At 61.1% G+C, this 13,052-nt stretch carries 12 protein-coding genes; all 12 read right to left on the minus strand.

The annotated features are described in order from the left end of the window. The coding region (locus BMY12_RS19695) for a DUF6531 domain-containing protein (protein WP_177189092.1) at nt 1-3,114 on the minus strand (3,114 nt) is incomplete at its 3' end. 2 nt (nt 3,115-3,116) lie between these two features. Beyond that, nucleotides 3,117-4,013: a TadE/TadG family type IV pilus assembly protein gene (locus BMY12_RS19700; protein WP_093289720.1), complete on the minus strand. Its 897-nt coding sequence runs from the start codon at nt 4,011-4,013 to the stop codon at nt 3,117-3,119. After that, a complete protein-coding gene (locus BMY12_RS19705) occupies nt 4,010-4,378 on the minus strand; it encodes a DUF192 domain-containing protein (RefSeq protein WP_093289721.1) in 369 nt (122 codons plus the stop codon). Before BMY12_RS19705 ends, BMY12_RS19700 begins: the two co-directional genes overlap by 4 nt. After that, complete coding sequence (locus tag BMY12_RS19710) at nt 4,378-5,280, minus strand: type II secretion system F family protein (RefSeq protein ID WP_093289723.1); 903 nt, start codon at nt 5,278-5,280, stop codon at nt 4,378-4,380. The genes BMY12_RS19705 and BMY12_RS19710 overlap by 1 nt, the downstream gene beginning before the upstream one ends. 9 nt (nt 5,281-5,289) lie before the next feature. Further along, complete coding sequence (locus BMY12_RS19715; protein WP_093289724.1) at nt 5,290-6,153, minus strand: type II secretion system F family protein; 864 nt, start codon at nt 6,151-6,153, stop codon at nt 5,290-5,292. Next, nucleotides 6,150-7,862 carry a TadA family conjugal transfer-associated ATPase gene (locus BMY12_RS19720; RefSeq protein ID WP_093289726.1) on the minus strand — a complete coding sequence of 571 codons (1,713 nt, stop codon included), beginning with the start codon at nt 7,860-7,862 and terminating at the stop codon, nt 6,150-6,152. The genes BMY12_RS19715 and BMY12_RS19720 overlap by 4 nt, the downstream gene beginning before the upstream one ends. Continuing rightward, nucleotides 7,855-9,468 carry a secretin GspD/PilQ domain-containing protein gene (locus BMY12_RS19725; RefSeq protein ID WP_093289727.1) on the minus strand — a complete coding sequence of 538 codons (1,614 nt, stop codon included), beginning with the start codon at nt 9,466-9,468 and terminating at the stop codon, nt 7,855-7,857. Before BMY12_RS19725 ends, BMY12_RS19720 begins: the two co-directional genes overlap by 8 nt. Before the next feature lie 182 nt (nt 9,469-9,650). Continuing rightward, nucleotides 9,651-10,478, minus strand: coding sequence for a Flp pilus assembly protein CpaB (gene cpaB / locus BMY12_RS19730; protein WP_218140278.1), 828 nt, complete (start codon nt 10,476-10,478; stop codon nt 9,651-9,653). 55 nt (nt 10,479-10,533) lie between these two features. Beyond that, nucleotides 10,534-10,731 (minus strand): hypothetical protein, encoded by a 198-nt coding sequence (locus BMY12_RS19735; protein WP_093289730.1) that lies wholly within the window; start codon nt 10,729-10,731, stop codon nt 10,534-10,536. After that, the gene (locus BMY12_RS19740) at nt 10,731-11,465 is read right to left on the minus strand and encodes a hypothetical protein (protein ID WP_143069026.1); all 735 of its coding nucleotides are present in this window, start codon (nt 11,463-11,465) and stop codon (nt 10,731-10,733) included. The genes BMY12_RS19735 and BMY12_RS19740 overlap by 1 nt, the downstream gene beginning before the upstream one ends. Beyond that, nucleotides 11,462-12,253: a hypothetical protein gene (locus BMY12_RS19745; protein ID WP_093289733.1), complete on the minus strand. Its 792-nt coding sequence runs from the start codon at nt 12,251-12,253 to the stop codon at nt 11,462-11,464. Before BMY12_RS19745 ends, BMY12_RS19740 begins: the two co-directional genes overlap by 4 nt. 492 nt (nt 12,254-12,745) lie before the next feature. Further along, nucleotides 12,746-13,052, minus strand: a 307-nt coding sequence (locus BMY12_RS19750) for an integrase core domain-containing protein (RefSeq protein WP_143069027.1), incomplete at its 5' end; no start/stop codon positions are given.

A 13,052-nucleotide genomic window follows, 5' to 3' on the forward strand; every position in this document is an offset into this window, starting at 1 on the left:
GCGTCCCTGCGCGGGATCGTAGTAGCGCGCCAGATGATAGAACAGGCCTGTTTCGTCGTCGGCGTATTGGGCAACCAAGCGCAGCTTGGGATCAAACCTGGTGTCGGCAGGATTCCGCAGCCGGCCCCAGGCATCCAGTTCGGCCGTCCACAGGGCTTCCCCGGTTTCGGATTGCACGGCCACAAGGGCCCCGCGATGGTCCGTTTGCAGGCGATAGAGCGTGGCCATCTGATACCAGCGCGTCCTCGCATCCGGCTTGAGCCAGGCCACGGGCCGCAGTCCCTGATAGGCGTATTCGCTTTTGATGGCGCCTTGACCGTCAGCAACTGCGGTCAACCGGGTGCCGTCATGGAAAAAGTAAACCGTGCCCTGGTTTGTGACCTTCGAGACACGCCGGCCTTGGGCATCGTAGGCATAACGTGCCACTCGCCGCCCGCGCGCATTGGTGACCTCCACAAGCTGACCAGCTGCATTCCAGATAAGACGAAGCTCCCCCTGTGAGGTGGTCAGCCTGCCAGGATAACCCGCAGCGTCGAAGGCTTCGCCCGGTGCATGTTCCGAGAGACCCGGCTCGATCGCCTCGGCTGGCAGCTCGGAGAGGATACCGGCATCCGCCCTGACGTCCGACGACGGCGGACGCTCGGCGAGCGTGACACCCGGCCGCCAGCGCTCGGGCAGCCAGTCCATCAGCCACTGCGGTCCGGTCTCGGCAGTGATCGTGATTTGGCCGCGTTCGCCGTATGCGTAGTGCAAGCGTTGCCCGGAAGGCAAGGTCTGGAGCAGAAGGCGACCTTCGGCGTCATGCTCGAAGCGCTGTGTCAGCGTGATCGGCTTTGCGCCAGCGGGCTCGATGCTCAGCGTGACGGACGCGATCCGCCCGCGCGCGTCATGCAGGTAGCGCGTCGTGCGTCGCCCATCCACGTCGGTGATCGTGTCTGCGGTCTTGCGTGGCCCGCTCCACGCCAGCGTGATGATGGATTCCGGCTCCGAGGCGCCGGGCGCAAGGCGTTCGACCTGCTGCAGGCGGTTGGCCAAGTCATAGTGCGCGCGCGCTTCGGCACCACGCGGGTCGATGATCTGGATGAGACGATCAGCCGTGTCGTACTGCGCTGTCTGCCAGTTCTGGCCCGGGTTGTGGATCGCCACCACGCGACCGAAATCGTCAATCAGTCGTTCGGCGGTTTTGCCGTTGGCTTCAAAGCGGACGACCGCTTCCTGTGCCACCGATCCCGCTCCACCCAGCGTGAACCCTGATTGCTCATCCAGCATTAAGGGCCTGAGCTTTTCAGCGCTCACGAGACTCAGTATCCGGCCGTCCGGCAACGACACGGGTTTGAGAATGCCGGCTGCATCATATGAAAGCGCGATGGCGTTGCCGTCCGGGCCAGTGAATCGCGTCAGCCGGTCCATGGCATCGTAGCCCAGCGCTATCGATTGCTCGATGCCTTCGAAGCGCACGATTCTGGCGCGCGGCCGGCCGTTCTCTTCATTGTCGATCTGTAGCTCTCGCCAGCCGGGATAGACGATCGTTGCGACGCGACCTTTCGTGCCGTAGTGATATTGCGTGATGTCGGAATCGCTTGGATCGTTCTTGGGTCCATTGGCTAAAGGACCGTCAATTTCGCTCAGCCGGCTGCGGCCGCCGATGTCAGCATAGCGATATCGGGTGCTGCGCTCGATACGCTGCGGCTGACCTGCCGGCGACGGCGACCAGCCGCTTTGCTCGATTGCAGTCACCTGCCCGTGGTCGTCGTAGGAAAGCTGCGTCAGCATCTGCCGCCCCGCTACGACACTGGGCCGGGTGATGGTGAGGGTTTGCAGCGGTTCGCCCTGGTAGCGGTATTCGGCCAGCCGCTGCGCCGGTTGTGCCTTGCCTTTGAGATAGGCGATGCGTTCGATGGTCCGGATGCGCCCTTGGGGGTCGCGTGTGGTCTTGATCGTTTCCTGCGCCTGGCCTTGATCGTCCAGCCGGGTCTGCGTCTGCCGGCGGCCCAGTGGGTCGTAGCCGTAGCGGCGCTGCGCCGGTCCGCAGCCCGGACAGCCGGCACCGCGCACTTCCAGGATGCGGTATTGGCCCGCCACCACGGCGTAGTCGAAATGGGTTTGCCGGCCTGCGTCGTCGGTGATGCGCACGGTTCCCGGATGGCGATCCAGGCGGACGCTCTGCGGTCCGTGCTCGCTGCTGATGGCCAGGCCATTGTCGTCGTAGCCGTAGTGTGAAAGACGTGTCGGTGCCTTGCTGCCATCGGTGACGGAAATGCCCGTCAGGTAAGCGGCAAAGCGGGGGGCTTCGTAGTGGTAGACCCGGCCAGACTTGGCTTCGCCCATGCTCGGATAATCTACCGCCGTCAGGTTGGCCAGCGTCTGGCGTGACCGAGTGTCGTCGTGGTGGTAGACGAAGCGGCCCACGGGCGAGTCAATCGCCTGCACGCCGCGGAAGCGCTCGTTTCGGGCGGCGGCTTGCCGATCCAGGTATTCCAGCCGCAGTTGCCGTCCTTGCGGGTCGGTGATGCGCAGCAGCTTGCCGTCCGGGGCGTAGAGCAGGCTCAACGCTTCGCCGGTCGGGGCACGGATTTCCTCTAGCCGGCCCTGGCGGTCAAAGTGCAGTTGCCGGCCGTCCGGCCAGTGCCAGGTGTATTCCTCGCCTTGCGCGGTGGTTTTGATCCGCACGGTGCCTTGCGCCGGATCGGGGCTGGCGCAGAGATTGGGTTGCTGCGGATCGCGGCTGAACTGCAGGTGCCGACCGTCCGCTTGCAGAATCTGGATCGAGTGCGAGAAAGCATGCAGCTCGGTTTCGTAGCTCAGCCGCCAGCCACGGCCCAGCACACCGCTCGGACTGCGCTCGCCCGCCAGCGCGCTGTTGTAGTGCCGCACGATCTCCAGGCCCAGCACCCCGGGCAGCGCCGGCAGGTCCACTTCCCTCTGGTATTTGTTGCCGCTGATCAGGTTGACAGGATTGCCCGCACCGGCATTCGCTTTCGGATCGCTTTGGCTCGCAGGGCCCGACGCTTCGCACGACGGCGGACCGGAGTCGTCAGGGCCGCACTTCTGCTGCGCCCAGACCGTTGACGAGAAGCACGCTACAGCCAGCAGCAGGAGCAGGCGCGAGGGCATCGTCAGTTCAGGCAGCAGTAGTTGACGCCACACGCGGGATCGCAACTCGAATCGCCTTGCGAACATCCAGCCGGGCGACAGCCATTAGGGTCGGTCGCAGGATCGCATGAGGATGGGCCGGGATCAGATTCGTCTACCGTGCAGCCAATCGTTTCGCACTCAGGCTCGGGGCCGGTGGCGACCGGCGGGTCGCCAGGATCGCTGGGATGCCCGTTGTTGCCAGGGCCGGGACTCGATACCGGGTTGTCCGACTCGATGGCATCGCTCTGCATGTGCAGCGTCACATCGGTCACTACCGGAATTCGTCCGGCCTGCACCAGTGTGGTATGGAAGGTGTCCGTGTGCGGATCCAGCCACTGCAGATATTTGGCATAGATACCGGCCATCAGCGGCACCTTGGGTTGGTAGCCCTGCGTGATTCGCAGTTTGATCAGGTTCGCATCCCCAATGTTCTGCCCGGACTTCGCGCCAATCTTGCTGAAGTCTTTGAAAGCTAGGCTGCGATTCGGTATGACGCGCTTCCCCTTGCCAATCGTTTTCTGCAGCGCGGGATCGTTCCAGTCGTCGAAGCTTTCCTTCGTCGGATTCAGAAGTTCGATCCGGCTGTAGGCGGCGACGTCAGCAGTAGCACGCGCTGCGGCTTGTGCTAGTTCCGTCGCATCAAGACCGCCGCCGTAGAGAGGGATCAGCGCCCTTATATAGGCGCTGCGCACGCCGTCGAGGCTGGCATTGGCCACTGCTCCGGCTCTGGCGGCCATGAAGGAGGCGTGATTGATTTGATTCTTGGCGAAGAACAGCATCGCGTACTGCACCACCGCCAAGCCAAGCAGGGTGATCATCGGCCCGACGACGGCGAACTCTAGAAGCGCCGAGCCGCGCTGATGGCGGGCGAGCGTCACGTAGCCAGTCCTTCAACGAGAGCCGGATGCTCCAGGCGGCTTCCCTGCGCCAAGCCCAGCCTTTCGATGCTCCCCGCAGGCATTTCCAGAACATGCACTGTTCCGGCGGGGGCGATGCCAATCCGCCAGGGACGAAGCTGTGGCGAGCTGCGCAACACCTCTCCGTCAGCATTCAGGTACAAAAGATCAATGGGATAGCGCATCCAGGCGGTATGAATGCTGCTGCAGCGCAATAACAGGAGTGCCTCATCCGCGTCCATTGGGCCACGCAGCATCAGTCCACAGAGACGCTTGACGAAATTGTCAGCTACGCGGACGCGTATTGCATGGGCGGTAGTCCGCGTCAGCAGCTTCCCGGCAATCATCAGAAGCCCGCTTCCATCAGCTGCATGCCGATGGGAAACAGCAGGATGATGAAGGTGCAGGGAAAGATGAAGGCAATCAGCGGAAACAGCATCTTGACCGGCGCCTCCATGGCTTGCTTCTCCGCTCTCTGGAACCGCTCGGAGCGGCGCTGATCGGCCTGGGCACGAAGCACAGGCGCCAGATTCATTCCCATGTTCTCGGCCTGGATCACCGCTGAAACAAATGTGGTGACACTCGGCTCATCCAGACGCTCCGCCAATGCCCGCAAGCTTTCCGCTCGCGGCTTTCCGGCGCGTATATCGCGAAGCACCCGTTGAAACTCGTCGCGAAGCGCGGACTCGGGGCCTTTGGCCACGGCCTGCTGCATCGCGCCCTGCAGGTTCAGCCCTGCCTCCATGCACAAGGTGATGAGGTCCAGAAAGAAAGGAAGAACCTTGAGCAGCTCACGGCGACGCAAGGCGATGCGGTCACGCAGCCAAATGGCAGGATAAGCCCACCCGCAGAGGGCGAAGAACAGCGTCAACTGCAAAGTCGTACCCCAGGCCAACTCAAACGTAGGCAGCACCACCGTGGCGCCGGCGCTCAAGACAGCCGCGAATAACAGGCGGCCCGCAACAAACTCGGCCGGGCTGAGGCTGTACTCCATGCCGGCTTGGCGCAATCTGACCACCAGACGATTGCGCATCTTCTGCGGCAGATAGGGCTCCAGATAGTGACTGGTCCATCGTATGGGGCGCCACAGCAGGCGAAAGCCCACCGGCGGTGCATCCTTGTAGCTGCGATTCTCGCCAGGGACGGCCACCACCGCGCGGCTGATCACCCAGGCGATCAGCGCCGCCGACAGGCCGGCGGTGGAAGAAAACAGCAGCGCGGCGACATTGACCGAAGAGAGCAGAGTCATGGCGAATGCCTACACGTCGATGTTGACGATCTTGCGGATCATGTAAATGCCGAGCACTTCCAATACCGCCACCACCGCCAATGCGCCCCAGCCCATGTAGCTGTGCCAGAGCACCTGCATCGTGTCCGGCTCCATGCGATCCAGAATGACCAGCAAGGACAGCGGCAGCAGGCCAACCACCCAGCCCTGCAACTTCCCCTGCGCGGTTAGAGCCCGGATTTTTCCTTCCATCTGCAATCGACTGCGCAAGGTGTGCGAGGTCCGCTCCAGAGTCTCCGCCAGGCCACCGCCGGTTTCGCTGGCGATCTTCATGGCAGACACCACCAGCAAAGTGGTCTGAATGGGAACCCGCTGCGTCAGATTCTCCAACGCCTGATCGAGCGTGAGCCCGACGCGCTGCTCGCGCAGAAGCAGGGAAAATTCCTGGGTGAGCGGCGGCTGGCCCTCCGCGACCAGCTGCTGCAACGCTGACGACAGCCCGAGCCCCGCCTTGAGTCCACCCGATATCATCATCAGGGCGTCCGGCAACTGTTCTTCAAAGCGTCGTAAACGTCGTTGACGCGTCCAGGCATAAATCAGTCTCGGCGCCATGGTCACCGCCGCCGCGCTGAACATCGCCAGCGGAATATTGCCACTGGCGATCCAGGTGAGAACTCCGGTCAGGAAGATCGCCGCGATGTTGGCGACAAACAGTTTGCGGGGATCGATGAAGAGAAAAAACTCGCGAAGCTGGAAGCGGGTGCGGTTCGTGAAGCTCGCTCGATAGCGGGCAAGGGCCGCGACGCAGGCTTCCACCAGCACCCAGGTCAGCAAGGCGGCCGACAGGGCAATGGCCCACGGCAGCAGCATGCCAAGCTGATCGGAAGCGCTCATTGCCTCGCCTCGCGTGAGGTTACAGCGCCGGGTTTGAAAATGCCGAGGTCCAAGGGCTGGCCGGCGGCGCGCAGCTCTTCATAGAAGCTTGGCACCAGATCACAGCCCGTGAACGCTCCCTGGATCCGGCCGTCCTGCCCTCCATACCCTTCGGCAACGAAGCGGAAAAGGTCTTGTAGCTGCACTCTGCCACTTTCCATTCCCGTCACTTCGACGATGTGCGTGACGAGTCGGGTTCCGCAGGTATATCGCGTCTGCTGGACGATGATGTCCACGGCACCCGACACCTGCTCGCGAATCGCAGACAGCGGCAGATCCATCCCCGCCATCAGTACCATGGTCTCCAGGCGCGCCAGGGCATCGCGTGGGCTGTTGGCGTGCAATGTGGTCAGCGACCCATCGTGGCCGGTATTCATCGCCTGCAGCATGTCGAGCGCCTCGGCACCTCGGCATTCGCCGATAACAATCCGGTCCGGCCTCATGCGAAGCGTGTTGCGCACCAGATCGCGGATCAGAACCCCACCCTTGCCCTCGACATTGGCCGGTCTGGCCTCCAGACTTACTAGATGCTCATGGTGCAGCTTCAGTTCCGCAGCGTCCTCCACGGTAATCACGCGCTCTGCTGAGGGAATGAAGTTCGACAGAATGTTCAGAAGCGTGGTCTTTCCGGATCCCGTGCCACCGGATACGACAATGTTCTTGCGGCACTGCACACAAATCTTGAGAAACTCGGCCATGGCCGTACTCAGCGAACCAAAGCGGACCAGATCGGCTGCTTCCAGCTTTCGCTTGGCAAACTTTCTGATCGTGAGAGTGGATCCCTTCAATGCCAATGGCGGAATGATGGCGTTGACGCGCGAACCGTCCTTGAGTCGCGCATCCACCATGGGCGAGGACTCATCGATGCGCCGCCCCAGAGGCGCCACAATCCGCTCGATCACGCCCATCACCGCTGCCTCTCCGGTGAACATCATGGGATAGCGCTGCAGCCGGCCATTTCTTTCGACGTAGATCTGGTCATATCGATTGACCATGATCTCCGTGACAGTCTCGTCGCCCAGCAGCTCTTCGAGTGGCCCCAGGCCGATGGCCTCGTTGATCACCTGCCGGCAGAGCACATCACGGTTCAGAAGCTTCGGAACTTCGTCATCGATATAACCGATGATCTCCTTGAGCAGTATCTCGGCCTGCTGTCGAAGATGCTCATCACTCATGCCGCGCACGTCGTGCCGGCGCAGATCCAGGGCCTCCAGCAATTTACCGTGCAGCCGGCGCCGCCATTCGAATTCGAGTGCGCGCAGAGCGGGCAACTCGGGTTCATTCTCAAGGCCGGTATCGCTGGATGTCGGCTCCGCCAATGATGACTGGTCATCCTCGATGCCGATATCAGCGGCAGATGTCGGCACTCCAGGAGCAGCGCCACTGTCACCGGACGCCAGGATGCGAATCCGGTAAGAGGCGATACCGATGATGTCCTTGTCCTGCAGCGGGCCGTACTGGCCATCGACCTTTATGTCGTTGACCGTCACGCTAGCTAGACTGCCCAGCACAATGCCAGCTGGCGTTCGCAACAGGCGTGCATGTTCCTTGGCAACGCGCCAGCTCTCCAGTCTGATATGGCTCCGCCCCCCTTTGCCGATCGTGCAATCATCCGGCACCTGGACTTGTGATCGGCGTCCGGAGGACTCGGTCACTTCCACTTCAATCATGGGCGAGGTCCTCGTCTATCCTGGATACCCAGCGCCGGTCTACCCAGCCGCTCAAAGAGCTGCCGCTTTCGACCACAGTTACCCGCAGCCATCCGCCGTGCTCATCCCCTTCGATGGCTGTAAGGCGTGTTCCTTTTTTGAGAAACCTGGATATCGGCGCATCAACATGCGCCGCTTCATGAAGCAGCAGGCCACTCTCCAGAACCCGGTAGCTGACGCGTGGCTCAGGCGGAACAGCTGCAATAGGCGGGCTTTCACGCTCAGCACTGCCTTTCTGCGCTTGCTGATTCTGCTCTGCCTCAAGCTGGACCTCCGTCGCTTCAGCCTTCTGCGGCTGACCTTCACCCATCACAGCTTTTTGCGTTTGCAAGGGGTCCGAGAGGTGCGGAGGAGGGCCGAGCCGGCGAGTCAATCGCTCTTCGGTGCGCTGAACTCGATCAACCAACTCCGGCGTCTTACTGTCGATCAGATACGGCGTCACGAAAACGACCAGTTCGGTCTCCTTGTTCTGGAATCGCTTTGACCGAAACAGCGCGCCGATGACGGGCAGATCCCCAAGCAGTGGTAGCTTATCGACATCCTTGTTTTGCTCCCGGGAGATCAGACCCGATAGAACAATGGTCTCGCCATTCAGAACGTTAAATTCGGTCTTGGTCTGTCGCGTTAGAAGCGCTGGCCCCGAACTCGTGGAGATCGAGTTGTCGATGGAGCTGACCTCGCTATCGATGGTGGCGCGGATGCTGCCGCTCGGGCTTACCCTTGGCACGATGGCGAGGCGGATACCATAAGGCTTGAAGAGCACGGTGGGTCCGTTGATCGTAGACACCGTATACGGAAGCTCACCGCCGGCCAGGAACGTAGCTTCTGAGCCGTTGCGCGCGGACAACTGTGGTTCGGACAGAATGCTTGCCTGACCTTCCTGCGCCAGCAGATTCAGTTCCACCTGAATGCCGAGGTTGATGCCGGACAGGATATTGAGCCGATCAGTAAGGATGACAGGCAGGCCGCTACCTTCCGGGCTGGAGACCGGCGCGCCCGCTTCTCCTGCCGGAATGTTGATCTGATACGGGCCGTCGTGCCCCCGCCTGAAGGGAGACCATATCCCGGCAACCGCCGCTCCTCCCGTTGAACTCCATTTCATGCCGATTTCCCGCAGCTTGTTGACGGGAAATTCCACGACCTTGACGTCGAGCAGTACCATCTGCTCCCAACCCAGCTTGTTGGTGAAGTTCACAACCTGCGGATACATCTTTGCCAGCGCGTCGATCTTCGACAGGTCAACATCGGGAAGATCGTCGCCTTCGATAATGACCTTGTCGCCGATGATCGAGGTACGCACCTTCGGCATGCCTGAAACAAACGCCGAGATATCCCGCGCAACACGCGTGATGTCCCCCGCTGTCACGGTCACCTTGACTTTCTGACTGATGCGGTTCTCCGACCAGATGAACAAGGTTGTGCTTCCCGTTGCGTTGGCAAAAAGAATGACATCTTTTCCATCCATCGCGGCCGCAGTCAGGATGGCGCCACTGCCGACCGCGATTCTTGCGACCCCCGGCGCTGGGAACACCCGCGACTCGCCGACAAACATCTGCAGCTCGGCCATATCCCGAGAATCGCCCGGGGACACAGCAGCACTCGCGCTGCCGCCCCATGTGCTCACAGGCCGTCCTGCCGATGCGTCCTCGTCCTGGACAGCAGATAGTGCAGGCTGGCTACGCAAGGCCACGGCCAGAAGCAAGGCCAGCAAGCGCCGCCAAGGGAGTTTCCTGACGCGACCCAGATTGTTCACGGCTTCGCCGCCTCAGGATGCGATGCGCCTTTTTCCGAAGCATCGGGAACGCCAGCGTTGAGTGCGCTGGACGAAAGGCTGGCGCCGCCGCCGTACAGGACTGGAACGCTGTTGCTTCGGCCCGCAGCTGCCGGCTTGCCATACAGCCAGGCATTCAAATCGCTTGACGATGATGGGCCTGGCACATCATCGGGATTGCGTAGCAGTGCTGTGATGTGCCCTCCTTCCCTGGCGAGAATCACCGCGCGCGCCTCCTCGGGCGTCGTGTCGAGCGTCACTGTCTCGTACTCCCGTGCCTCACCGGTCTTCGGATCGTCAACCGATCTTTGTCCGGTCGCCATGACCTTTACGCCCTGCAGCAGCGGCACGGCGCGGACCTTTCCCTGCTGCTCAAAGGAAACGATGAGATCGATTGTGTCACCCGGCTCCAGAAGACCAGATATTGAATTGATTTCATCGACGGGCACCGTAACCGCGCGTCGCCCTTCAGCAATTCGTGCCGAGAAGGTCGGCGCACGCTTGGATTCCAGAAGCCCCCACAGGACTGCCTCTCCAGCTTCCAGGTCATATGCGATTCGCTCGCCATCGATGTGCTGAAATTCATCGGGCGACACAGCTGTGAGGTGTGCGTATTGCCGTGGAATGGATCGCACAGCCAGCGTTTTTCGTGACAACACATCGCCCTTGTGCAGTGCGGTCTTGGCAACGACTACAGACACCACTCTCTGATTGGCCTCCGCGTCGATGGCAGCAATCCGAGCCTTAAAGTAATACCGTGCGCTGAGCGCTGAAAGCACACCGACTCCCAGCGCGACAATCAGCACGATTCCCGTTCTACCGAGCTTGGGCACTCTTTCCAGCACCTCGTTTACTCCCTGATTACGGCAACGACAGCGCGTGACTGAATTTCTGATAGGCCAGCTTGAATCCGTCGATCAGGATTTCCGCAGCCGTCCGCGGCTTGTCCGGACTGACGGGATCAGTGACTGGGACGAGCAAAGCAAAGCTCAGCGCCGCACAGACCACCGCGTACTCTATGGCCGACTGTCCATTGCTTTTTTTGGAAAACTGCACCATCACATGCCCCGCCTCTTGATCCTCTCGATATTGAGAACGATCGACGTCAATCCACGCATCCTGGCGTCGATGACTGCCGTCGCCTCGCCGCCGGCGCCGACAAACTGCAAAACACTTCCGCCGAGCGCAGCAGTGCTTCCATCCCGGCCTGTTTCGCGCTCAAGCTTCATCTCTATGGCGCCCATGACTTCGATCAACTGCTGCCGGTTTGCAGCCATCGTTTTCCCATTGGTGATCACCAGCTGATGCGATACCACCACGCGATCCTGGCTGCTGGTCAGGCTTAGCAGCCGGGAATCCGAAGTCAGCCTGTTCAGGACGCGGACTTCCCCACGGCTCAGCTCACTCGTCTTGTCGCTCTGCTGTCGCAGATCACTGAGTGCGATGAGGCCGGCGCTACCCTCTGGAGTCGGTTCGATCTCGATGGTGGTCAGCAAGGTGCCGCTCACTTTGCTCAAGATGTATCGTTCGCCGATACGGCTTTCGGAGTAACCCCCGGGTGACTGGTGGCGCAGCCAGACGCCAAGCTCTTCCGGTCCCTGGGGCGAGACAAAGCCGGCGGCGCGTATGGCCTGCCCATTGATCGACATGTTTTCGCCGAGCTCAAAGACATGCGCCGAGCGGGGCAGCTGATCCCCGGGGGTTATCGCCCAGACTTGCGATGCACACGTCAACACCAGCACGACGCCCAGCATCGGCAGCAGCTTGATGTCAGGACTGTGTCGACCCTTCATGGAGTAAGCCGGTCATGGGGAACCGTGTCCTGCCAGAAATCCAGCTCGCCGAGCTTCGGCGGTGGAACTTTTCCCCATGGGGGTAGTTCTGCCGCCTTCACCGCGACCGCGACGACCGGGCGTATCGGCTTCAAAAGCAGGCCTGCATTCACGATTGGATCATCCAGGTGACTTTGAACACTCCCCGGACCGTCTCCCGCCCATTGATCGATCAGAACTGCGGTTCGTCGCGTCATCTGGAGATCCAGCTGATCAAATGGTTCGTAAATCTCGATACCCGCTGGAAGGTTTGCCAGACTGACCGACACACCTCCGGTGTAGAGGCCACGGGCCTTCAATGACAGTCGCTGGTGCAGCAGAAATGCGCCGCCGTCTGAAGCATCCGAGAATCCCTGCAATGGATCTGGCGCATCATTCGGCCCGAATCGCACTTTGACATCGGTATCGACTTTGGCCAGCAGCGATGCGCCGTCAGGGCCGTTCCAGAGTGCTTTTCGGTTCGCAGCAAAGTCGCCGGCCTTGTCACCGGTCTTTATCGGGGCATCGGCGTTGCTGAAATATCGCCTGGCCACTTCCATTTGCAACTGGCCTGCAGCCTTCAACTGTCCGACGCTGCCGTTATGCGTCGTTGCGTCAAAAGCTACATATCGGCTGGCCATCTGAACGGCATGCCGGATGTCCTGGTATTTGCCGATCATGGGCAGGAGTGAAAACAGGGAGAGCAGTCCGGCGGCGGACAGCAAAAACTCCGTCAGTGCCTGCCCCTTCTGACCGGAGCGCAGGGGCATTCAATTGTCTCCGTCTCTGGATATTTTGAATCCGCCCGTCAGATGGGGCGTGAAGACACGCTCGTCGACTTTTGTATCCAGCTTTGCTTCTGTAGCCCAACGCCAGACAAGCGGCGCGACAGCATCCAGAGCGAGGGACGCGTACCGCCCTGGCGCCACCGGTATCGGAAGAAAAGACCCCCCCAAGACAAAACAGGTTTCCGTCGTTTGAGACTTGAAAACCTCGCAGACCAATCCCGCCACCGACCTTTTTTCCCCGGTACTCTGAGATACGACGCCTGTGGTTATTGGGCCCGCACCGAGACTTGGCGGCGCTTCTGGCAACGGTCCGCCTCGACGCCCCGTCGGTGCCGCGCGGCGATGCGTTTCGATGTCGCATTGCCCATTCGCATTTTTTTTGTCGAGATCGATATGGCAAACGCCGTTATTGGACTCAAGGGTCGCAGTATTGTGTAAGACCCGACGTCCCCCCGATTTGAGTAGCGGTTGCATTTAGAGTCCGGGGTTGATGGTAGCTGCCTTGACGATGAGTGTCTTGGCGTAGGCGGCTGGCGTCAGCCCGCCAAGCTTCTTCTTCGGTCTTTCTTCGTTGTATTCCTGCGTCCAGGCCCGGATCACGGCACATGCGTGCGACAGGCTGGTAAACCAGTGCTCGTTGAGGCATTCGTCGCGCAGACGGCCGTTGAACGATTCGATGTAGGCGTTCTGGTTGGGCTTGCCCGGCTCGATCAGGCGCAGCAGCACGCCGTTGCGGTGTGCCCAGGTCAGCATGGCCTTGCCGGTGAATTCCTTGCCGTTG

This window comes from Solimonas aquatica (genome assembly GCF_900111015.1).
GTDB classification, from domain to species: domain Bacteria; phylum Pseudomonadota; class Gammaproteobacteria; order Nevskiales; family Nevskiaceae; genus Solimonas; species Solimonas aquatica.

Bases quoted from the DNA above. Each gene is read 5' to 3' on its own strand.
- BMY12_RS19705 (WP_093289721.1), bottom strand. From the start codon at position 4,378: ATGATTGCCGGGAAGCTGCTGACGCGGACTACCGCCCATGCAATACGC.
- BMY12_RS19710 (WP_093289723.1), bottom strand. From the start codon at position 5,280: ATGACTCTGCTCTCTTCGGTCAATGTCGCCGCGCTGCTGTTTTCTTCC.
- BMY12_RS19715 (WP_093289724.1), bottom strand. From the start codon at position 6,153: ATGAGCGCTTCCGATCAGCTTGGCATGCTGCTGCCGTGGGCCATTGCC.
- BMY12_RS19720 (WP_093289726.1), bottom strand. From the start codon at position 7,862: ATGATTGAAGTGGAAGTGACCGAGTCCTCCGGACGCCGATCACAAGTC.
- BMY12_RS19725 (WP_093289727.1), bottom strand. From the start codon at position 9,468: ATGGCCGAGCTGCAGATGTTTGTCGGCGAGTCGCGGGTGTTCCCAGCG.
- BMY12_RS19735 (WP_093289730.1), bottom strand. From the start codon at position 10,731: ATGGTGCAGTTTTCCAAAAAAAGCAATGGACAGTCGGCCATAGAGTAC.
- BMY12_RS19740 (WP_143069026.1), bottom strand. From the start codon at position 11,465: ATGAAGGGTCGACACAGTCCTGACATCAAGCTGCTGCCGATGCTGGGC.
- BMY12_RS19745 (WP_093289733.1), bottom strand. From the start codon at position 12,253: ATGCCCCTGCGCTCCGGTCAGAAGGGGCAGGCACTGACGGAGTTTTTG.